This window comes from Neorhizobium sp. T6_25 (assembly GCF_002968555.1).
Taxonomy (GTDB): Bacteria; Pseudomonadota; Alphaproteobacteria; order Rhizobiales; family Rhizobiaceae; genus Neorhizobium.
The window spans coordinates 1-16,581 of record NZ_PVBL01000009.1 but is presented as its reverse complement, the minus strand read 5'-3'; the positions used below and the strand labels follow the sequence as shown (position 1 = coordinate 16,581).

The 16,581-nt window shown below is 59.6% G+C and carries 30 protein-coding genes; 17 read left to right on the top strand and 13 right to left on the bottom strand.

Going from position 1 to position 16,581, the window contains the following annotated elements:
* Positions 1 to 15: 15 nt before the first annotated feature.
* Positions 16 to 825 carry an HNH endonuclease signature motif containing protein gene (locus C5L10_RS14145; protein WP_105430201.1) on the top strand — a complete coding sequence of 270 codons (810 nt, stop codon included), beginning with the start codon at positions 16 to 18 and terminating at the stop codon, positions 823 to 825.
* 2 nt (positions 826 to 827) lie between these two features.
* On the opposite strand, the gene C5L10_RS14140 is transcribed toward C5L10_RS14145, so the two are convergent.
* Positions 828 to 2,282 carry a DnaB-like helicase C-terminal domain-containing protein gene (locus C5L10_RS14140; RefSeq protein ID WP_105430200.1) on the bottom strand — a complete coding sequence of 485 codons (1,455 nt, stop codon included), beginning with the start codon at positions 2,280 to 2,282 and terminating at the stop codon, positions 828 to 830.
* Positions 2,279 to 2,857, bottom strand: coding sequence for an MT-A70 family methyltransferase (locus C5L10_RS14135; RefSeq protein ID WP_105430199.1), 579 nt, complete (start codon positions 2,855 to 2,857; stop codon positions 2,279 to 2,281). Before C5L10_RS14135 ends, C5L10_RS14140 begins: the two co-directional genes overlap by 4 nt.
* Before the next feature lie 71 nt (positions 2,858 to 2,928).
* On the opposite strand from C5L10_RS14135, the gene C5L10_RS34895 reads away from it, so the two are divergent.
* A complete protein-coding gene (locus C5L10_RS34895) occupies positions 2,929 to 3,183 on the top strand; it encodes a DUF982 domain-containing protein (protein ID WP_105430198.1) in 255 nt (84 codons plus the stop codon).
* Positions 3,184 to 3,198: 15 nt separating this feature from the next.
* The gene (locus C5L10_RS34890) at positions 3,199 to 3,447 is read left to right on the top strand and encodes a DUF982 domain-containing protein (protein WP_105430197.1); all 249 of its coding nucleotides are present in this window, start codon (positions 3,199 to 3,201) and stop codon (positions 3,445 to 3,447) included.
* 2 nt (positions 3,448 to 3,449) lie between these two features.
* Here the strand turns inward: C5L10_RS34890 and C5L10_RS14120 are convergent, their stop codons facing one another.
* The 9 genes from C5L10_RS14120 to C5L10_RS14080 all read right to left on the bottom strand — a co-directional run bounded on the left by C5L10_RS14120 (position 3,450) and on the right by C5L10_RS14080 (position 7,255).
* Positions 3,450 to 4,256: a hypothetical protein gene (locus tag C5L10_RS14120; RefSeq protein WP_245448000.1), complete on the bottom strand. Its 807-nt coding sequence runs from the start codon at positions 4,254 to 4,256 to the stop codon at positions 3,450 to 3,452.
* Positions 4,253 to 4,603 (bottom strand): hypothetical protein, encoded by a 351-nt coding sequence (locus C5L10_RS14115; protein WP_105430196.1) that lies wholly within the window; start codon positions 4,601 to 4,603, stop codon positions 4,253 to 4,255. The genes C5L10_RS14120 and C5L10_RS14115 overlap by 4 nt, the downstream gene beginning before the upstream one ends.
* A 76-nt stretch (positions 4,604 to 4,679) precedes the next feature.
* Positions 4,680 to 5,240, bottom strand: coding sequence for a hypothetical protein (locus C5L10_RS14110; RefSeq protein ID WP_105430395.1), 561 nt, complete (start codon positions 5,238 to 5,240; stop codon positions 4,680 to 4,682).
* Between the two features lie 5 nt (positions 5,241 to 5,245).
* Positions 5,246 to 5,695, bottom strand: coding sequence for a hypothetical protein (locus tag C5L10_RS14105; RefSeq protein WP_105430195.1), 450 nt, complete (start codon positions 5,693 to 5,695; stop codon positions 5,246 to 5,248).
* A gap of 62 nt (positions 5,696 to 5,757) precedes the next feature.
* On the bottom strand, positions 5,758 to 5,955 hold the full coding sequence (locus C5L10_RS14100; protein ID WP_105430194.1) for a hypothetical protein: 198 nt from the start codon (positions 5,953 to 5,955) through the stop codon (positions 5,758 to 5,760).
* On the bottom strand, positions 5,952 to 6,272 hold the full coding sequence (locus C5L10_RS14095) for a hypothetical protein (RefSeq protein ID WP_105430193.1): 321 nt from the start codon (positions 6,270 to 6,272) through the stop codon (positions 5,952 to 5,954). Before C5L10_RS14095 ends, C5L10_RS14100 begins: the two co-directional genes overlap by 4 nt.
* Before the next feature lie 163 nt (positions 6,273 to 6,435).
* The gene (locus C5L10_RS14090) at positions 6,436 to 6,687 is read right to left on the bottom strand and encodes a hypothetical protein (protein WP_105430192.1); all 252 of its coding nucleotides are present in this window, start codon (positions 6,685 to 6,687) and stop codon (positions 6,436 to 6,438) included.
* Entirely contained in the window at positions 6,684 to 7,016 is a 333-nt protein-coding gene (locus C5L10_RS14085) for a sigma-70 family RNA polymerase sigma factor (protein WP_105430191.1), read from the bottom strand. The genes C5L10_RS14090 and C5L10_RS14085 overlap by 4 nt, the downstream gene beginning before the upstream one ends.
* On the bottom strand, positions 7,013 to 7,255 hold the full coding sequence (locus tag C5L10_RS14080) for a hypothetical protein (protein ID WP_105430190.1): 243 nt from the start codon (positions 7,253 to 7,255) through the stop codon (positions 7,013 to 7,015). The genes C5L10_RS14085 and C5L10_RS14080 overlap by 4 nt, the downstream gene beginning before the upstream one ends.
* Before the next feature lie 85 nt (positions 7,256 to 7,340).
* Between C5L10_RS14080 and C5L10_RS14075 the strand changes: the two genes are divergently transcribed.
* From C5L10_RS14075 to C5L10_RS14005, 13 genes are all read left to right on the top strand, one after another.
* Complete coding sequence (locus C5L10_RS14075; protein WP_105430189.1) at positions 7,341 to 7,745, top strand: hypothetical protein; 405 nt, start codon at positions 7,341 to 7,343, stop codon at positions 7,743 to 7,745.
* A 557-nt stretch (positions 7,746 to 8,302) separates the two neighbouring features.
* Positions 8,303 to 8,584: a hypothetical protein gene (locus C5L10_RS14065; RefSeq protein WP_105430187.1), complete on the top strand. Its 282-nt coding sequence runs from the start codon at positions 8,303 to 8,305 to the stop codon at positions 8,582 to 8,584.
* Between the two features lie 591 nt (positions 8,585 to 9,175).
* Positions 9,176 to 9,358, top strand: a complete 183-nt coding sequence (locus C5L10_RS14055) for a hypothetical protein (RefSeq protein ID WP_105430185.1) — start codon at positions 9,176 to 9,178, stop codon at positions 9,356 to 9,358.
* A gap of 5 nt (positions 9,359 to 9,363) precedes the next feature.
* Entirely contained in the window at positions 9,364 to 9,576 is a 213-nt protein-coding gene (locus C5L10_RS14050; protein ID WP_105430184.1) for a hypothetical protein, read from the top strand.
* Entirely contained in the window at positions 9,573 to 10,598 is a 1,026-nt protein-coding gene (locus C5L10_RS14045; protein ID WP_105430183.1) for a hypothetical protein, read from the top strand. Before C5L10_RS14050 ends, C5L10_RS14045 begins: the two co-directional genes overlap by 4 nt.
* Positions 10,598 to 10,876 (top strand): hypothetical protein, encoded by a 279-nt coding sequence (locus C5L10_RS14040; protein ID WP_172717033.1) that lies wholly within the window; start codon positions 10,598 to 10,600, stop codon positions 10,874 to 10,876. The genes C5L10_RS14045 and C5L10_RS14040 overlap by 1 nt, the downstream gene beginning before the upstream one ends.
* Positions 10,876 to 11,739 carry a RecT family recombinase gene (locus C5L10_RS14035; protein WP_105430182.1) on the top strand — a complete coding sequence of 288 codons (864 nt, stop codon included), beginning with the start codon at positions 10,876 to 10,878 and terminating at the stop codon, positions 11,737 to 11,739. Before C5L10_RS14040 ends, C5L10_RS14035 begins: the two co-directional genes overlap by 1 nt.
* 1 nt (position 11,740) lies before the next feature.
* Entirely contained in the window at positions 11,741 to 11,929 is a 189-nt protein-coding gene (locus C5L10_RS14030; protein ID WP_105430181.1) for a hypothetical protein, read from the top strand.
* Positions 11,930 to 11,955: 26 nt separating this feature from the next.
* Positions 11,956 to 12,756: a hypothetical protein gene (locus C5L10_RS14025; protein WP_172717032.1), complete on the top strand. Its 801-nt coding sequence runs from the start codon at positions 11,956 to 11,958 to the stop codon at positions 12,754 to 12,756.
* Positions 12,749 to 13,582 carry a hypothetical protein gene (locus C5L10_RS14020; RefSeq protein WP_105430179.1) on the top strand — a complete coding sequence of 278 codons (834 nt, stop codon included), beginning with the start codon at positions 12,749 to 12,751 and terminating at the stop codon, positions 13,580 to 13,582. The genes C5L10_RS14025 and C5L10_RS14020 overlap by 8 nt, the downstream gene beginning before the upstream one ends.
* Positions 13,579 to 13,791: a hypothetical protein gene (locus tag C5L10_RS14015; RefSeq protein ID WP_105430178.1), complete on the top strand. Its 213-nt coding sequence runs from the start codon at positions 13,579 to 13,581 to the stop codon at positions 13,789 to 13,791. Before C5L10_RS14020 ends, C5L10_RS14015 begins: the two co-directional genes overlap by 4 nt.
* Positions 13,788 to 14,372, top strand: coding sequence for a J domain-containing protein (locus tag C5L10_RS14010; protein WP_105430177.1), 585 nt, complete (start codon positions 13,788 to 13,790; stop codon positions 14,370 to 14,372). The genes C5L10_RS14015 and C5L10_RS14010 overlap by 4 nt, the downstream gene beginning before the upstream one ends.
* Positions 14,369 to 14,767: an HNH endonuclease gene (locus C5L10_RS14005; protein WP_105430176.1), complete on the top strand. Its 399-nt coding sequence runs from the start codon at positions 14,369 to 14,371 to the stop codon at positions 14,765 to 14,767. The genes C5L10_RS14010 and C5L10_RS14005 overlap by 4 nt, the downstream gene beginning before the upstream one ends.
* Before the next feature lie 179 nt (positions 14,768 to 14,946).
* On the opposite strand, the gene C5L10_RS14000 is transcribed toward C5L10_RS14005, so the two are convergent.
* The gene (locus tag C5L10_RS14000) at positions 14,947 to 15,414 is read right to left on the bottom strand and encodes a hypothetical protein (protein ID WP_105430175.1); all 468 of its coding nucleotides are present in this window, start codon (positions 15,412 to 15,414) and stop codon (positions 14,947 to 14,949) included.
* A 93-nt stretch (positions 15,415 to 15,507) separates the two neighbouring features.
* The gene (locus tag C5L10_RS13995) at positions 15,508 to 15,744 is read right to left on the bottom strand and encodes a hypothetical protein (RefSeq protein WP_105430174.1); all 237 of its coding nucleotides are present in this window, start codon (positions 15,742 to 15,744) and stop codon (positions 15,508 to 15,510) included.
* Between the two features lie 86 nt (positions 15,745 to 15,830).
* Between C5L10_RS13995 and C5L10_RS33645 the strand changes: the two genes are divergently transcribed.
* Positions 15,831 to 16,502, top strand: coding sequence for a hypothetical protein (locus C5L10_RS33645; protein WP_172717031.1), 672 nt, complete (start codon positions 15,831 to 15,833; stop codon positions 16,500 to 16,502).
* Positions 16,503 to 16,581: the final 79 nt, after the last annotated feature.

Genomic DNA, 16,581 nt, shown 5'->3' with positions numbered 1-16,581 from the left:
TTGGGAGGGTTGAGAATGAGCTGGGGATTTGAGCGCGGGACCGCCTACAACCGGAGGCAAGACATCCATGCCCGCTTCGGGGGGCAAAGGCAGAGCGGCATCATCACGCCTGCCAGCCACAACGTCATATTTATCATCAGCGGCCAGCGGGGATTGGAGTACGGCTATGACGACCGGCAGCATCCGGATGGGCTGATCGACTATTTCGGCGAAGGCCAAAGAGGCGACATGACCATGACCGGTGGGAACCGGGCGATTGCTGATCACCTGGCTGACGGGAAGACGCTGCTTTTCTTTGAGAAGGAATACCCGGCGCGCCATATCGTCTTCAAAGACGAGATGATCTGCCAAGGCTGGCATACCAAAGACGCCCTCGACAGGGACGGGAATATGCGCAAGGCGATCGTCTTTGAACTGCGGCCGCTGGATTCCGTTGTCCATGTCGCCGATGACAAGATCGCTCCTGTGCTCGATGATCTTGCCACTCTTCGCGCACGCGCTTTTTCGGCAGCCAAACCGACGGTCTCGGCTAAAACGGGGACGAGGACGATCTATGAGCGGTCCGCGGATGTGCGTGATTACGTTCTCGCGCGAGCAAAGGCCGTTTGCGAAGGATGCGGCAGCGGAGCGCCGTTCAAACGCCCGAACGGTACCGATTACCTGGAGCCACATCATATCCGCCGGGTATCTGACGGAGGACCTGACGATCCGCGGTTCGTTATCGCGCTTTGCCCAAACTGCCACCGAAGGGTTCATTTCGGAGGCGACGGCACTACCTACAACGACAGCCTGCACACCAAAATGAAATCCATTGAGTCTAACTGAGGTCAAAACATCTCCTCCTGCTGGCGCTTGGGCTTCTGCGAGACGTAGCGGGTGTATTCGGCCTCGAATTTCACCGTCTCGACGATCGAGGGGTCGCCGAAGCGAACCTTGATTGACGCGATCTCGGCGATGCCCTCGATTTCGGATCCGAACACGGTGTTGATCACCTTCCAGTCCTGGGCGGTGGCGGCGACCTTCTCCATCTCCTTCTTGTATTTCTCAGGCCGGTAGAGGGTCATGATGGCGTCGTAATCGGCCTTGGCCCCCTCGCCTCCGTAAAGGTCCTTGGCGATTGGCCGCGGGTTCTGCCGGCGGCCGCTCTCGCCGTTTCTCTGGTTGAGTATGAGCACCGAGGCGCCGATCTCGTCGGCCAGCGCCTTGAGCTCGACGGTGACCTCACCCGAAATCCTGTCCGCCGAGAGCTTGTCGTTCTTCGGCTTCACCTTCCCGATGTGATCGATGACGATGAACGGCGTCTTGCCATTTGCGCGCTTCTTGATGAACCGGCGGGCATAGGCGACGAGCTTGTCCACCCCTTCCCGCTGGCAACGGATGATGTCGAAGGGCTTGCTGTTGATCTCGGTGGCGAACAGGACGCATTTGTCGCGCTCGTAGTCGGTCATGAGGCGGGATGGCTCCCGCTGCTGCCGGACGCTGATCTCGTGAACCTGGGCGATCATCTGTCGGACGCATTGGGCGGCAGACTGGTCATAGGAGAGGAACAGCGTCGGGTGCCCGTGGCTAACCGCGTGGTAGATGAGCTGCATCGTGAGACTGGACTTGCCCTCGCCTGACGACGACAGCAGGCCGTAAAGGTTGCCGGCCTCGAACACCGGCTCCGACAGCACCTTGGCAATCTCCGGCAGACCGATCGGCACGCCGAGGACGCCGTCGCGTTTGGCCGATGCCTCGAACATGGTGAGGTAGGAGGCGCCCGGCGATGCGATCGAGGTCGTCTCGCGGAAGCGGTCCTTGAGGTCCTTGAGGCGCTGCTCCATGTGCTCGATCTCATCGGCAAGCGTGAGCAATGTGTGGCCTTCGGCGGCAATCTCGCCCGCGATCTGGGCTTCCCGGGCAAGCTGCCGACCGAGCGACACGCTCTTGATCACCTCAATGGCGCCAGCGATGTTCCGGCGGACCATAGGGTCGGCGCCGAGCATCATCAGGTTTGAGAGGTATTTCGCCGGGGTCACGTCGCCGAACCGGTTGGAGCTCACCAGCTTGGGCATGAATGGCTTGAGCGATACAGCGTTGACGTGCTGCCCGCCCTCATGAAGTGCCAGCGCCTCGCGGAACGCGATCTGGTGGACGCCCTCGCCGAAATCATCCGGCTCAAGTCCGCATTCGATCAGCAGCGAGTTGTCGTTGAAGATGCAGGCGAGCAGCAACTCAGTTGCCTGGAAAGCATCGTCCTCGGTTATCCGGTCGAAGACGTCGCGGTTGGATAGCGCGTTCATGCTGCCTCCCCGAATTTTCCTGCCTCATCGCCCCACGCGGTCCAACCCTTGCGGTCCGTCCGGCTGAAGAGGTCGAGACGGTTTGCGCGCGGCATCAGACGCTCGGCCGCCGCGTAGGCCTCTTCTGGCTTGCGAGAGTGATCGCGGATGAGCCCCGTGAACCCAGACCGGACATTCCTCGCCGTGCGGGGGCTACCGCGGGTGCCGATCAGGAAGGGCTCGTTGGAGCCTCGCAGGATGTAGCCTGTCCCGAAATTGATCTTGCCGTGCTTGGTCGTCTTCAACCAGGTGCCCGCCGTCTTGAACTCGAATCCCCATGCCCGCATCACCTCGAGCGCCTGCGGCAACATCGGGTTGACTGCCCACAGCCAAAGGAGCGTGTCGGCCGCAGCAAGGTCGAGGACCGGCAGCCGCTTGATCTCGTCAATCTTCATTGTCCGGTATTGAGCCTGCGGTGACTTCCCCTCGCCCGCTTCCGAGTACATGCGATAGGTCCACGCCGGATCGGCCATGATGAAGTCGAAGCTGTGCGGCGGGAGATCGCCGAAGGGCCACAGATCCTGGAAGAGCCTCATGCCGACACCTCAACCGGAACGAGTCCCAAAGTGATTCGTTGAGTCGGGTGATTCGCGTGAGGTACTGCGTTATGACCACTCGAAGAAGAATGGGCTTCAGCCCCGTGAAATTCAGGCTCGCTGGCGACGGCCGCTACCGGGTCGTGAGAGATGCTCACGACGCCATCAAGGTCCTCGCCACCGAGTGGCCGGTGGATAATAGCCCGGCGATGTCCCGCGCGACTCTCGCATGCCTGAAGTCGTTTAACGATGATGCCGAGCCGGACGATGTTCGCCGGGCGTTCATTGCGGCGGCGAGAGAAGCTCATATTGACGTTGCCGCGTGAAGTTGAGGGTTTTTGATGTTCGATGTTGATTGGGCCGTTCCAGTCTCGGTTGAGCTGCACGGGCCGGGAGACCATGACCTGATTTTCTGCACGAGAGACGCGGCAGACTGCCTGCTCCACGAGTGGCCCACGGAAGATGGTGAGAATTTCCATGAGGCGCTCCGGATGTTCATGCTCGTCCTCGATGGGAGAGCCGAGCCCGAAGAAGCCCGGATGGCTTTCGTCGCCGCTGCAAATGAAGCTGGGTTGCTGGTGATTGAGTAGGGTCATGCCGCCACCTGCCCGGCCTGCCGCTGTGCCAGCGCCTTCGCTGCGCCGGTTCGGAGATCCATCCAACGCTTGCGCATCCACGAAATGTCGAGGACCGAGCACCAGTGCCAGCAGGCCGAGATGCAGACGGCTTCGGCAGCGTCGCGCTGCGCCTTCTTGGTCGGCGGCAATGGGACGTGCTCACGCTCGCAGGAGCGGATCGCCACGTCTTTCCAGTCTTCCTTGGGCTCAGGCTTCACACCTTTGCCGTGATATTTCGAGTGCCAGGACCGCGACGGGATCGTGCCGCAGGCTACACCCATCATCATGCAGACGCCGATCGCTGCGCCGGATATGCCGGAGAGCTGCAGAGCGTTCGGATTGATGGTGCTGCTTTCCTCGATCGCGCCTGTGACCGGATTTTTCTTCTTCTTGTTGAACTGCGTTACCCGATGCTCGGGCTCCTCGATCGCCACGAAATCCGGCTTGTGCTCGATGATGAGCTTATAGACTTGGGTGGATGTCAGGGCGTACTTGGTTTCCCACGAGACCTCTTCGCCGCTGTCGTTCTCGGCGACATTGAAGGTGCCGCACTTGATCGCCGCCGCGTTGCGCCAGCTATAGCGCACGGCCCATCCGCTATTCGTGGCAAGGTCGAGCCCCAGGATGACGATGCAGCCGCATGACCGCACGCTGGCGAGTGCTTCTTCCGAGAAGATCGGTTCCCGTCCGCATGAGCATTCGCACTTCCACCCGCCGACGGCTTCGCAGATCAGTTTCAGGCGGCCGACTGTCTTGCCGGCGAAGAACTTGGTGTTGCTCATACCCGCGCCTCCCGCTTCCGCATATCGCTTGCCGAGAGCGCCTGCTCGATCGGCATTCCGTTCTTGATCCGACGTCGTATGGTGACTTCCTTGACGCCGCTCATCGCCGCCAGGTCCGAGAGCTTCACCGCCCGTCCGTCTAGTTCGTACCTGCCAGAAACCCGGCGCCCGGGCTGGCCCGAGAACTTTGAAAGGTCCACATCGGCAAGGATCTCGTGAATAATGCCCTCATGGGCGACGGTCTCGACGATGGCCTTGGCCATTGCAGTTGCGGTGACGCCGTACAAAACCGCTTCACGCTCGAGTATCTTTTCCGTCTTGGACTGAATGACTGGTTTGATGCTCATGCTTCACCGGGAGAGAGAGTGACGCATTCGCGCGTCTAGTTGGGCGGCCGGGAGGAGGATGGCCGCCTGGAGGAACTCAGTGGGCCGTGTCGCCCGTGGTCGCGAAAGGGTCGTCTTCCGAAGGCGGTTCTTCCTTGGAAGCCGACGCCTCGATGCGCGCCATGATGTCGGGGATCTCCGTCTCGTATTCGGTCTTGCCAGCGTCGTAGGAGGACAGCCAGAGCTTGTCGTCGGAGCTGCCGGCGTCGTAGCCGGACCGGCGATCGAGATTCAGCAGTCCCGCCTTGTAGCCCTTGGCCTGGATTAGCTGCTCGCGGTCAACGCGGTCGACCTGGGCGAGGAGATCCCCGCCGCTGGTCGTCGGGATGAGCCCCAGCCATTCGAGGTTTTCGCGGTCCGACTTCAGGCGATCGACCGGCTTCTGGTCGTCTTCGCCGAAGTGGGCCTTAAGGTAGTGGTCGAACTTCTGGCCAGAAAAGGTCGGGTCGGCAGCCTTGGCGACCTTACGGTTTACCGTCTTCTCGGCAGCCGCTTCCCGTCGCTTGGTTTCCGCCGCCAGTTCCCTGCGGAAATGGTAGGCGAACAGCTTCTGCCGTTCCGCGTCTGTGAGCTTGGTATTACTGCCGGCCGTCGCCATCGCATTCACCTCTGGTTTGCTGGTTTGGGATGGGTTTTGATCCTTGCCTTCGCAGCTCGCGCTTCAGCTTCCAGAGCCTCCAGCTTTGCTGCAATATCCGCCACAGGAGCATTTCCGTGGGCCTCCTCTACTGCCTTGACCTCGTTTTGAAGCTGGTGGATGAGGCGGAGATTGAAATCGAGGAAGGCACCCCGGACCCGTCGATATGACCGGAGACCGAAGTCCTTGAACTCGCCCTTCATGAGCCGCTTGAAGCTTCGGGGAGACATGCCGCACCACCTCGAAACCTCATCGAGTGCCTGAGTTTCATCACCCCAGCCCTCGCACCTGCGCCTGAACATCTTCTCAGCGAAAAGCTGAGCTTCTTCCGGGCTGAACGCGTCTACTGCTGACATTGTCGCTTTCGCCTCTGCTTCGTTTGTTGCCGCCAAATGGTGAGTTTCTTGCCACTTCATGGTCCGAGCTCCTGATAGCTTTGCCCCTGTCGGAAGCGCGGAGGATCATGAAGGATTTGAGATCAGCGCCCGCCCGAAGACGGAGAGTGAACGATGGAGAGAGCGGCGCGGACAGCACCCGCCAAGATGAGGCGCGCCTTGCTCTTCAGTTTTGAGATGGATTTCGTAATGCCAGGATCATCCGCAGCGAACCCGCCGGCAAGCATGCCGAGCGGTACCGAGATGAGGAACCACGCGATGAAGGCGCAGACGTAGATCATGCCGGCACCTGTTCTGGCTGGCTGGTCAGGAGCGCGGTGAAAATGGAGATGTCGGTCTTGCGCTCGACGACGGGACGGAATCGGCGAGGTACAAAGCCTGCCTCCATCACCCCGGCGTCCCACTTCCGAACCGGATTCACGATCTCATCGAGGAGAATGATCGTCACGACGGGACCAGTGCAGGCCTTGAACGTGAAGAGCTGCCGGATGGTGTAGACCTGACCCTTGACAGGCGTTTTGACGATGCGATCCCATCCACACGTGAATCTGTCATCCACGCAAACGACCTTCTGCCCAACCTGAAAAGTGCATTCCATGATCAGCGCCTCCCCGGCCTCTGTACCTGCTTGCGATCTTCAGCCACGCCGCGCTCCACAGCTCGGCGGGCAATTTCGTTTTCGGGCTCGTCTGGGAACTCTTCCGCAAACCTATTGCCAAGGTCAGCAAGCCAGTCTCGGCCGACGGGTTCGCGCTGGAGGGTCATGCTCCACTCCCGCAGTCGTCGACGATCGGAAGGTTGATCTCGGTATGCCGGTGAACGATGACCGCGTTGCCGGGATGCTCCGGGACGACGTACGGCTGCCAGGCAATCGGCGGCTTGCCGTTCGTTGCGAAGCCGGCCCACTGCTCGCGCTTCTTGTCCCAGGTCGTTGGGATGACCTTCCCGCACTCGGAGGCCATCCAGAGGCGCTGGTCGCGCGGGGCGCTGGTGATGTCGTGGTTCCAGCTCATGCGAGCCCCCTCCCGATTCCCCACTCCTTGAGCAGATCGCCGCATTCCCGGAGGCTGGTGCGCTGAACCTTGTAGACACTGACAGGCTGGAGAAAGCCGACGTTGTCGCCGGTGTCCCGGTGCTCGACCGCTTGCGAGTTGGCTCGCGTGAAGCGGCCGTCGTCATTTGTGGCTTTGAGCTGATCCGCGTGGGTCGGCTTGCCCTTGTGCCGGCGGATCGCATTGTAGACCATGTCGGTCCCAACCTCGTACCGCTCGGCTATCTCCTTGACGGTCATGCCGCCTATGCGGAGCTCGAATACCTTTTCATCTGGCGGGAGCTTTCTCATGCCGCCACCTCAGCCGAAGGTCGCTGCACAGCATGAGGCCACTCGGCACCATCCGGCCAGTTCGTCGAGAACCAAGCCAGCGCCGCATTGTATCGGCCGACCGTGATGTCAGACCCGGCGCGGATCGCGCCGAGCTTTTTGCTGTCCTGGAAGACACGGCTGCTGACGGTCTTCTCTTCGACCTGAGCGGCTCGGCCATATTCGTCGGCCACGGTGATGAGATGTTCGATATTGAGCATGACGACATCATCGGTAAATTAACCGCTCATGTCAACGGTTTTCTTACCGCTCGCGAAAAATCCTGCTCATCGGTAAATTTACACGATGATTGATGTCCAAGAAATCCTGCAGCTGGTCGATGAACATGAGTTCAAGACCGGTGAAACCATGACCGAGCTGTCCCGGCGCGCCACCGGCAGTACCGAGACGATTCGTAATTGGAAGCGCAGCCTCAAAGAAGGGAAAGACTTCAGCGCGAAGTTCGATTACGTCCAGGCTGTCCTAGAAGCGATGGGCCATAGCCTCATCTTGAGGGATGCACCGAAAAAAATATCAGGGGAAGTTGAGGTTAAGCGTCTGCTGGCTGTGATCGATGGGCTGCCGACTGAGGCTGTTAATCCGGTCTGGAGAATGATCGACGGCTACATCAAAGACGCCGAGCAATCGCCAGGAAGCCAGCCTCATGATCGATCTGAACCCGCCAGTCGCCGCCGTGTACCAACGCCATGAGTGTGGATAGTTCAGCAGCTTTTCGCTTGATTACGATCTCTGGAGCTGCGGGCGCATCTGCCCCGGCAGCCGCGAAGAGTCCGGCGACGATCTCTTCGTTCTTGGTCTTGAACTTCAATTGAATGCGATCCGCAATCCGCGACATGCCTTTTTCCACCACACGCTAAACAAGAACCAATAGTGAACAAACGGTAGAGACATTTCAAGGCTCTGGAATCTAAATATCCGCAAACGCTTGATTCATGAGGGGTAAAACTTGACTAAACCTGGGCGAGACGAGCCGGACCCTATGGATGAAAAAGACAGGGTCACGCATGATCAGTTTGTAGCCTATCTCGCCGCGAAAGCTCCTGAGAAGCCGTGCCCCGAGTGTGGGGTCAACGATTGGTTCACGAGTCAAGCGGTGGGTGACGATCGGCCTAATCCCCATCTTCAGGTAGGCATAATCCCCGGCGCATGGACAGACAAAGTCATGCCAGTGCAGACCTTAGGGTGCCGCAACTGCGGTTATATGAAGATGTTCTCAGCCAAAATGGTTCAGGACTGGGTGAGGGAAAATGGCTAAAGTCACAAAGGTCTACCTCGCGACCAGTAACGACAACGACCTTACGCTCGGCAGCGGCGAGCCACCAGGAGGTGATGAGTTGGATTCCCGGGTTCAAAAACTCGAAGGTGACCTTAAGGAAATCAAGGGAGATCTGAAGGCCCTCGTTAAGGACGTTGCCGAGATAAAGGGACGCGTTTCGGCTATGCCGAGCAGTTTTCAGCTTTTGGGAATGGTCCTCGCCATAATGGGCGCAACGTTCGCATTCATCCGATTTGGCTTATCCGGCCTCTAGTCTCCTCCCACCCTTCCAACTACTCCCCTCAGAGCAAGAACAAGAGAAAGAGATAGACTCTTTCCGTATTTCAGCCTTTCCGTATCTCGTATGACAGCGGTGTCATAGGTGGGTATGACACCGGTGTCATAGGTCAAGGCTGTAGACGCTCGATCGTCCCGGCTGCCGGCGCACCCTCACCCACTCCTCGACCTCCAATTCCTTGAGCGCTCTCGCGACGTGCCGAGGCGAAATCCCCAACGCCTTCCCGATAGATTTCATAGCCGGATAGCAGAATGGCCGCTTCGCGCTCAGGCGCAGCGCCAAGTGCATACCGACAAGTTTTCCATTTCGGCTAACGAATTCGTTCCCGACGAGCGCGCGCATCCAAGCGTCTCGACGCCGGAGCCACTTGCCCGTTTCCAACTTCGCAGTTTGATCCATGAAAACGTTTTAGTCGGTTTTTTTACCGCCGTCTATTGCATAGCGGTTTTTTTACCGCTACAACTTCCTCATCAGCCGACGGAATGATCTGGCCTAGCCACGAAGAAACCGAAGGCGCCAGCGGGCTCAGTACCGAGTGCCCGCGAAGTTTCAGGATGGGGATCCGCAATGGCATTCGTTACCCGCTACCGCGTCGAAGACCTTCAGGGCCGCACGCTCGCCGACGACTTCACTGATGAAGCCGAGGCTGTCGAACTGGCTAATGAACTTGATGCCGATGTTGTCGAGTACCGCCGGCCCGGCTTCGACCTTCCCCGCCTGTCCCAGCAACACCTGATGGCAGCGGAGTGAAGACCATGCAGAATATCAAGTTCATCAGCATTTCCGGCCACGCGACTGAGATCGCGAACCACGCCCACACCGCCTACTGGCGCGGTGAGAGCCAGGGCAAGGACGCGGCGGATTACCACCGCCGCGAGATCGAAAGCTCGCTCCGGCAGATGGCAGCCATCCTTGGCTTCCGCGTCGAACCCCTCGAAACAATCGAACATCAGGAAGCTGCAGAATGACCGAGCAGTCCATCGGCGCGCTTGCGCTCAAGATCGTCGACCCTTGGAAGTGGTGGCAGACCGCCCTCAAGGATCCGTCCAAGATTGGCAGCAAGGATCTGCCGGTCCACGACAGCGACCCGCAGCAGGGATATTTCCGCGTCCGGTACAGCAAGGACAAGCCGTTCGAGCCGGTTGCGATTTGGAAGGAAGACGGCGCATGGCTGGCCTATCGCGCCGGCCGCGAAGTAAAGGCTGAGGACATCTGGACCTCTTGCTGCCGTCACCCGATCAGCCATGCGGCATACGAAGCCGCGATCGACGGCAAGGGCTGGCCTGATGACGACGCGACCGTTGCCGCTCAGGTGAAGCCGCCGGAACCGGGCATCGGGGACAACTCCGCGCCGGTCGACGAAGCCGACGTGCTCAAGGATCAGATCGAAAACGCACTCAAGGGCATCGACGCCTACAAGAAGATTACCGACGACGCGACCGCGTCGAAGGCTCAGTCTCTCCGCAACCGGCTGAACGAGCTGTCCGGCGATGCTGACAAGAAGCGCGATGAGCTCAAGCGTCCGCACCTCGAAGCCGGCAAGGTTATCGACAAGCATTGGATGCCGCTGGTCAAGTCGGCCAAGGAAGGCGCCAACGCCGTCAAGGCCGCCATGGATGCCTATGAGACCGAGAAGCTCCGTAAGCGGCGCGAGGAGGAGCGGAAGGCTGAGGAGGCCCGTATCGCCGCCGAGGCCGCCGCTCGTGCCGCACATCCCGAAGGTGAGGTGCTGGAGGCCCCGAAGGTCGAAACACAGCCTGCACCGCCTCCCGAGCCGGTCGGCCAGATCCGCGCCACCTACGGCAAGGCAGCGTCCGTCAGCGTCAAGATCGTAGTCGACCAGGTCACCGATTGGCCGGCTCTCGCGACCTACATGTCCAACCATCCTGAATGCCAGGACCTGTTGCGGAAGCTCGCCCAGCGCGCGCTCGACGCCGGCCGCACGGCCATTCCCGGTATCACCACAACCGAAGCAGCAAAGGTGCGCTGATGACCGACTTACTCACCCCCGCCCTCGCCGTCGCTGCTGTCAAGTTCAAGTGGCAGAAGGGCGACGACCAGAAGACCTACGACTACCTGATACCGCACGAGCTCGAACTAGCCGTCGGCGACAAGGTCATGGTTGAGACCAAGCGCGGCGAGACCGAGGTCGAGGTCGTCGAGATCAAGGCCGAATCCGAAATGGCTTCGAAACCGATCCTGCCCCGCGCTGATCCGGCGCCAGCCGAAGCCGCGCCCGCCAACACCAAGTCGGAGTGGGATTTCTGATGAACGCGATCGCCCGGACAGACGCGCCGAAGCCGCTCCTCGTCGAGATGGCGGACAAATACGGCCTCCAGCCCGCCGAATTCTCCGCAACCGTGCGCAACACATGCGGAATGGCGAAAGCCACCCCAGAGGAATTCGCGGCCTTCATCATGGTCGCGAAGGAGTACGATCTGAACCCGCTGCTGAAGGAGATCTATGCCTTCCCGGCCAAGGGCGGCGGCATCGTGCCGATCGTCTCGATCGACGGGTGGGTTAACCTCGTCAACTCTCACCCGGCATGTGACGGTTTTGAGTTCGATTTCGAGCACGCCGAAGACGGAACGCTGATCTCCTGCACATGCCGGATGTACCGCAAGGATCGCGGCCGGCCGGTCACCGTCACGGAATACCTCTTGGAATGCATCCGGAGTACCGACCCGTGGAAGATGAAGCACCGGATGCTGCGCCATAAGGCGATGATCCAGGCAGCTCGCTACGCGTTCGGCTTCTCCGGCATCTATGACGAGGACGAGGGTTCCCGATTTGCGGACATGAAGGACGTCTCGCCTCAGGCGCCGAAGCCGCCAGCTCCGCCGAAGCCGCCCGCGCCTCCAGTCCCGGAGGAGACGGTCGTCGACGCCGACGGAGTGGTGATCGAGCACGACCAGCAGGAAGGCGACCACACCGACAGCCCGGCTGAGGAAGTCGATGCCACCGCGTTCTTCGAAGCACTCGAAGCAGAGATGGCCCAGGCAGCGACCGCGGAGGATGTCGAGGACGTCTGGACCGCCCGCGATGCGCTCGCTGTGTTCGAGGGTGACGATGTCAACCAGGGCATCGCCAAGGCGATCAAGAACCGCCGCCTGAAGGAAATCGGAGCCTGATATGCGCGAGCTCACCCAAAAGGAACATGACGTGGTGGCCGCTCTGGTCGAAGCATGGAACGCTTTCCTTGAGCTTCCTATCCAGCACGGCGACGACATCTCCGAGTTCCGCCACGGCATCCACCGCCTTCAAGAGAAGGTCCTGGCGCGACCGACGCGCAGGATGGACGGACAAGGGAGGTTCGCATGACCAAAGGCGACTTCCCCGCGCTCCGCATGACCATCGACGGCGGACGGCTCGTACCGGCTGGCCAATTCGACGCCGAGCGGCTCAATAGCTACCGGCGCGGCACAGTCGTGTTTGTCCGCTTCACCGAGGAGAAGGACCGCGTCCTAATCCGCAAGTGGTGGGCGATCCTCGGCCTGGTGGTCAAGCAGTGCGACACGCCGTGGAAGACGAAGGAGGAAGCCAGCGAGGCGATCAAGCTCTCGCTCGGTATCGTCAACCTGTCGAAGACGGTCGGCGGCCAGTTCATGCAATACCCGCGCAGCCTCTCCGAACTCGAAGATCCGGAGTTGCAAGATGCGCTCGATAATATGACCGAGCTCTTGAGCCGCATGACCAGGGTGGACGTAGGAACCCTCAAGAAGGAAACGGCCCATATCGGCGCCGAGCCTGACCCCGATCAACCCGCTTCCGGCGACGTCCCCTCCTCGCCGGATACCGCCGACGACCCCGCCACCGCGTCGTCGGCCGCAGCAGACGAGAACAGCGATTCCCCTCCCGCTGGCTCGTCTGCTGCCACCCTTTCCGAAGCCGATCTTGATTGGCTGAAAACGGTCGCCGTCATGCTGTGGTCGGCGACCCATGCCGGGAAAGAAAACCTCCACGTCCTCGAAACCCAGAAGATGTGCGTCCCGAGCGGCAAGCCTTTCTCGGAAGAAGCCCGGGAGAAGGCCCGCAGGATCTACGAGCAGTTGGAGAAGGTTCCGACGCTCGGACACGACAAAGCCGGCAAGCGCGGAATCGTCGCGAACATCGCCGGCATTAGCGAGAAGGAATTGAGCGATGGCTGAGAATTTCGAACTCGGAGAAACTTATTTCACGGCCGCTGGCGAGAAGGTCTATCTCGACGCGATCACGACCGATGGGAAATTTGTCGTTTCACAGATCATGCGGTTTGAGGACCACTACGACAGTTTCTACGAGGATGTTGGGCCGTCGAAACTGGTCGATAAGATTTTCCAGGCAGCGCCAGTTGCTGTCATCGATGAGCGCTTCATTGCAGCACAAACGAAGCTATCGGACATTGAAAACCAGTATCAGGCCCGGTTCGCCGAAATAGTGAAAGCGGAGCGCCAAATAAAAGACCGGCTCGCCAAACTCAAGAAGTACGAAGGGCTCGACCGCCTAGAAGATTTCATCGACGGCAACATTACCCACCTCGTCCTTGTCGACGAAGATTACAAGATCGTTGGCCTCGAACGCCTTGACGAGATGGAATATGGGCGCAAGCGCGGCATGAAACTCGTTACGTTGTTCGGGGCATCAGGCGGAGATTTGGTCTGGAGGGTAAATCAATACTCTGATGGATCGGGAAGTGGCTCTTGGGAGATCATTCCATGCGCCAGCGAGGAGGAGGCCGTGGCCAAGCGTGCCGAGCGTATCTTGAGAGATGTTCAGGATAGCTTCGCTGCGTTCGCTCCTGATCGCCCATACTGGCTTTTGCGCCGGGTCGAAAAGGCCATCGAGTTCGATATCACCGTGCCTGATTCCATCATGGCCCGTTACAAGGAATGCAAGAAGCTGGAGCTTGCTACAGCAGAAGCCAATGCCCGGAAAGCCGTCGCGGATGCACAGGCGAAGCTGGACGAATTCCTGGCAAAGGGCGGTGCAGCATGATGGCCCTCGCCCACACCCTGATCATGCGCTCCCACTCCTCCGGCAACCCGATCGCCACGACGGACAGGGACGCCGAGTTCTACCTGATCAATCACGGATTCGCCGCTTACAGCCAGAAGCCCCTCATGGTGCTGACGAAGAAGGCTGAAGAATACGCCGAGCGGGAGAAGGCTTGGAACGCCCAGCAGCAGCGGAGGAGGACGCGATGATCCCCTATCCACTCCAGTGGCCTGAACACATGCCACGCTTCAAGGCGGCCCGCGAGGCCGGCCAGTTCCGCACCACGCTTGTCGGCGCCATCAACAACGTGAAGGACAGCCTGAAGCGCTTCGCCGCCGATAGCGGCAAGCCTCTGGCGAACGTCGTCATATCCAGCAACGTCACGCTCGGCGCCGACAAGCCGTCCGATCCGGGCGTGGCCGTCTGGTTCGTCTGGGACGGCATGACCGTCTGCATCCCTGTCGATCGATACGCGAAAGTCGAGGCAAACCTGCAGGCGATCCACCACATCGTAGAGGCCCGTCGCACTGAGCTCCGCCATGGCACACTGGCTTTAGTGCGAGCGACGTTCACGGGGTTCGCAGCTCTGCCGGCGCCGCAGCCTGCGTCGAAGCGCTCCTGGCGCGAGGTCTTTGGCTATCACGACACCCAAATGCCGACCACCACCGAACTGAACCGCACATGGCGCGATCTTGCTGGGAAGCGTCACCCGGACGCCGGCGGCAGTCACGACCTCATGTCCGAGCTCAATGAAGCTCGCGCCGCGGCTCTGAGGGAGATCAAGGGATGAGCCGGTCGACGGAGGAATGGGTCGCAAAGCACCACGACCAGAAGGTACCGGACCGCGTCAAGGTCCGCGTCTTCGAGCGCGAGGGCGGCATCTGCCACCTGAACGGCGCCAAGATCGACCCGGTTCGCGATGAGTGGGACCTTGACCATAAGATGGCGCTCATACTCGGCGGCCAGCATCGCGAATCCAACCTTTTCCCAGCCCTTCGCGAACCTCACCGGAAGAAGACCGCCGTCGAGATGGGCGTCAAATCGAAGATCGCTCGCGTGAAGAAGAAGCACATGGGGCTTGGGAAATCAGACGGCCGCGGCTTCTCGCAGCGCCTGGGCCAGCGCATGGACGGCACGGTCTACGACAAGCGGACCGGCGAGATCATCAGGGAGGGACGACGGTGACCGCGTTTCAAGAGCTCTACATCCAATTTACCCAGGCAGAACCTGGCAACGCGACGATTGGGAAGTGGTCGCAGTTTCCGTTTGCCCGTGGCGCGGAATTCGGCCTCACCGCCGCCCTCCAGGCAGCGGCAGACACCCCACCACCCTCATCACAAACGGTGGGGGCTGCTGCGGATGCTCTACTTGTTGAGGGCTATCATAAGGACAGAAGCGCCATTGTCCCGGTAGGCCAAGAGGACGATATTGTCGATTACCACGACGCCCTTCTCGCCGAGCTGTCGCCAAACTGTTTCAAGTTGCGCCTCGTCCACAGATGTCGCAGCACGCATGAGCTTAAACGCGTAGTTCGAGTAAGCGGGAAACTCGCAGAAACAATTCAGTGCGACGGTATCAGTGCTGCTTGTTTTAGATGCACTCGCCACCGAAAACGATACCTCTTTGGAGACAATCAAAGAGCACGCAAAGAAGTTAGCCTCCTCCTGCTTGCATTCTTGAAACAGGTACTCCCCGGGCATCAAAAACGTTGGAAACATGTCGATGAGTGCATCCGGCCGAACATCCCAAATCCTATCAACAGGGGCAGACACAGCAGGACCGACAGCGAACAGCACAATCACCGACAGCAACCACGCCAGCTTCATAAACATCTTCTCACCACAACGATCTGCGTGTTCTTAGCAAAGCTGGAGTTATGCACAAGCGGCTTCCCATGCCCACCACCCGCAACGAAACCGGGTGGACTAGTCGAGCTGAACTGCGGATCGGAACAGCACCTCCCGAAGCACAGTCCCGTCCTCGGCGGTGATTTCGAAACGGGTCACGTCAATAACGTCGTTGGCCAGACCCACCTCCGCAATTACCTCCCGCGCGGCCTTGACGGCATAATTGTAGGCGTCGTCGAGGTTGGCAAATTTAGTTCCCTTAGGATCTTTCCCGAGGACACCGCCCTCTCGGACATGGAAGTAGTACCTAGGCATTCGGCCTCCATTGAGCCAATGGACCATAACTCCAATATTCGATCCGGGTTCTCGCCATCGCCCCCACCAAATGTGGGAGCTTAGCTTTGATGCGCCCAATCCAGCGTGGTTCAATTTCCGCAGGCGGTATTGCGAGATTTTTCATCGGCAATGTAAGCGGGATCATAGTCGTCCAAGCAACGGCTAATGTGGTCATTCAGATGCCAATCCCACGCCGCAAAAGCAAATATCACCAGCAACAGAACCAAAAATATGCGCCGTCCGCCAAGCTTCTGCATCGCTGCCGTTTCTTCCAACCGCATCTGGAAAAAGCGGTAGCAAACGGTCAACCTTTGAGCAAGCTCACGCCGGCAATCGATATCGGCAGTGGGCAAAGCCCCTCGCCCTCTGTCAGTGAGGGGCCTGAAGGTGAAGCTTACTTAAACGGTCACAAAGAGGACGGAGGTTTTGCAAGGGGTTCAACGTTAGCCGTAATTTGTTCGAGGTACGCCGCTAGCTTGCGCGCCTCACTCAATTCAATCGGAACCCATACCGTGGCATCTCCACCCTTGGATTTGATCACCACGTACGTTTCCGACGACGACTTGCGTCGCCTCAACTGGCACCAACAAAGTGCTTTTCCTACTGATGAGTCGATCGCAATTTCTGAAACTATCTCGTCAGCCATCAAGCCTTTTACGGCGTTGAATTGCGCGCTCAACCAAGAGATCGTAAGCGCTGTCCTGACCCCACCTTCCGGATCATCACTTGATCATTGATGTTCAGCCTCGAAAGAGGGCTTGGACATATGTCGATTTCAGAGCTTACGCTTAACTCCAAGGATGAGCCGGTCCACCG

Bases quoted from the DNA above. Each gene is read 5' to 3' on its own strand.
- C5L10_RS14145 (WP_105430201.1), top strand. From the start codon at position 16: ATGAGCTGGGGATTTGAGCGCGGGACCGCCTACAACCGGAGGCAAGAC.
- C5L10_RS14140 (WP_105430200.1), bottom strand. From the start codon at position 2,282: ATGAACGCGCTATCCAACCGCGACGTCTTCGACCGGATAACCGAGGAC.
- C5L10_RS14135 (WP_105430199.1), bottom strand. From the start codon at position 2,857: ATGAGGCTCTTCCAGGATCTGTGGCCCTTCGGCGATCTCCCGCCGCAC.
- C5L10_RS34895 (WP_105430198.1), top strand. From the start codon at position 2,929: ATGACCACTCGAAGAAGAATGGGCTTCAGCCCCGTGAAATTCAGGCTC.
- C5L10_RS34890 (WP_105430197.1), top strand. From the start codon at position 3,199: ATGTTCGATGTTGATTGGGCCGTTCCAGTCTCGGTTGAGCTGCACGGG.
- C5L10_RS14120 (WP_245448000.1), bottom strand. From the start codon at position 4,256: ATGAGCAACACCAAGTTCTTCGCCGGCAAGACAGTCGGCCGCCTGAAA.
- C5L10_RS14115 (WP_105430196.1), bottom strand. From the start codon at position 4,603: ATGAGCATCAAACCAGTCATTCAGTCCAAGACGGAAAAGATACTCGAG.
- C5L10_RS14110 (WP_105430395.1), bottom strand. From the start codon at position 5,240: ATGGCGACGGCCGGCAGTAATACCAAGCTCACAGACGCGGAACGGCAG.
- C5L10_RS14105 (WP_105430195.1), bottom strand. From the start codon at position 5,695: ATGAAGTGGCAAGAAACTCACCATTTGGCGGCAACAAACGAAGCAGAG.
- C5L10_RS14100 (WP_105430194.1), bottom strand. From the start codon at position 5,955: ATGATCTACGTCTGCGCCTTCATCGCGTGGTTCCTCATCTCGGTACCG.
- C5L10_RS14095 (WP_105430193.1), bottom strand. From the start codon at position 6,272: ATGGAATGCACTTTTCAGGTTGGGCAGAAGGTCGTTTGCGTGGATGAC.
- C5L10_RS14090 (WP_105430192.1), bottom strand. From the start codon at position 6,687: ATGAGCTGGAACCACGACATCACCAGCGCCCCGCGCGACCAGCGCCTC.
- C5L10_RS14085 (WP_105430191.1), bottom strand. From the start codon at position 7,016: ATGAGAAAGCTCCCGCCAGATGAAAAGGTATTCGAGCTCCGCATAGGC.
- C5L10_RS14080 (WP_105430190.1), bottom strand. From the start codon at position 7,255: ATGCTCAATATCGAACATCTCATCACCGTGGCCGACGAATATGGCCGA.
- C5L10_RS14075 (WP_105430189.1), top strand. From the start codon at position 7,341: ATGATTGATGTCCAAGAAATCCTGCAGCTGGTCGATGAACATGAGTTC.
- C5L10_RS14065 (WP_105430187.1), top strand. From the start codon at position 8,303: ATGGCTAAAGTCACAAAGGTCTACCTCGCGACCAGTAACGACAACGAC.
- C5L10_RS14055 (WP_105430185.1), top strand. From the start codon at position 9,176: ATGGCATTCGTTACCCGCTACCGCGTCGAAGACCTTCAGGGCCGCACG.
- C5L10_RS14050 (WP_105430184.1), top strand. From the start codon at position 9,364: ATGCAGAATATCAAGTTCATCAGCATTTCCGGCCACGCGACTGAGATC.
- C5L10_RS14045 (WP_105430183.1), top strand. From the start codon at position 9,573: ATGACCGAGCAGTCCATCGGCGCGCTTGCGCTCAAGATCGTCGACCCT.
- C5L10_RS14040 (WP_172717033.1), top strand. From the start codon at position 10,598: ATGACCGACTTACTCACCCCCGCCCTCGCCGTCGCTGCTGTCAAGTTC.
- C5L10_RS14035 (WP_105430182.1), top strand. From the start codon at position 10,876: ATGAACGCGATCGCCCGGACAGACGCGCCGAAGCCGCTCCTCGTCGAG.
- C5L10_RS14030 (WP_105430181.1), top strand. From the start codon at position 11,741: ATGCGCGAGCTCACCCAAAAGGAACATGACGTGGTGGCCGCTCTGGTC.
- C5L10_RS14025 (WP_172717032.1), top strand. From the start codon at position 11,956: ATGACCATCGACGGCGGACGGCTCGTACCGGCTGGCCAATTCGACGCC.
- C5L10_RS14020 (WP_105430179.1), top strand. From the start codon at position 12,749: ATGGCTGAGAATTTCGAACTCGGAGAAACTTATTTCACGGCCGCTGGC.
- C5L10_RS14015 (WP_105430178.1), top strand. From the start codon at position 13,579: ATGATGGCCCTCGCCCACACCCTGATCATGCGCTCCCACTCCTCCGGC.
- C5L10_RS14010 (WP_105430177.1), top strand. From the start codon at position 13,788: ATGATCCCCTATCCACTCCAGTGGCCTGAACACATGCCACGCTTCAAG.
- C5L10_RS14005 (WP_105430176.1), top strand. From the start codon at position 14,369: ATGAGCCGGTCGACGGAGGAATGGGTCGCAAAGCACCACGACCAGAAG.
- C5L10_RS14000 (WP_105430175.1), bottom strand. From the start codon at position 15,414: ATGTTTATGAAGCTGGCGTGGTTGCTGTCGGTGATTGTGCTGTTCGCT.
- C5L10_RS13995 (WP_105430174.1), bottom strand. From the start codon at position 15,744: ATGCCTAGGTACTACTTCCATGTCCGAGAGGGCGGTGTCCTCGGGAAA.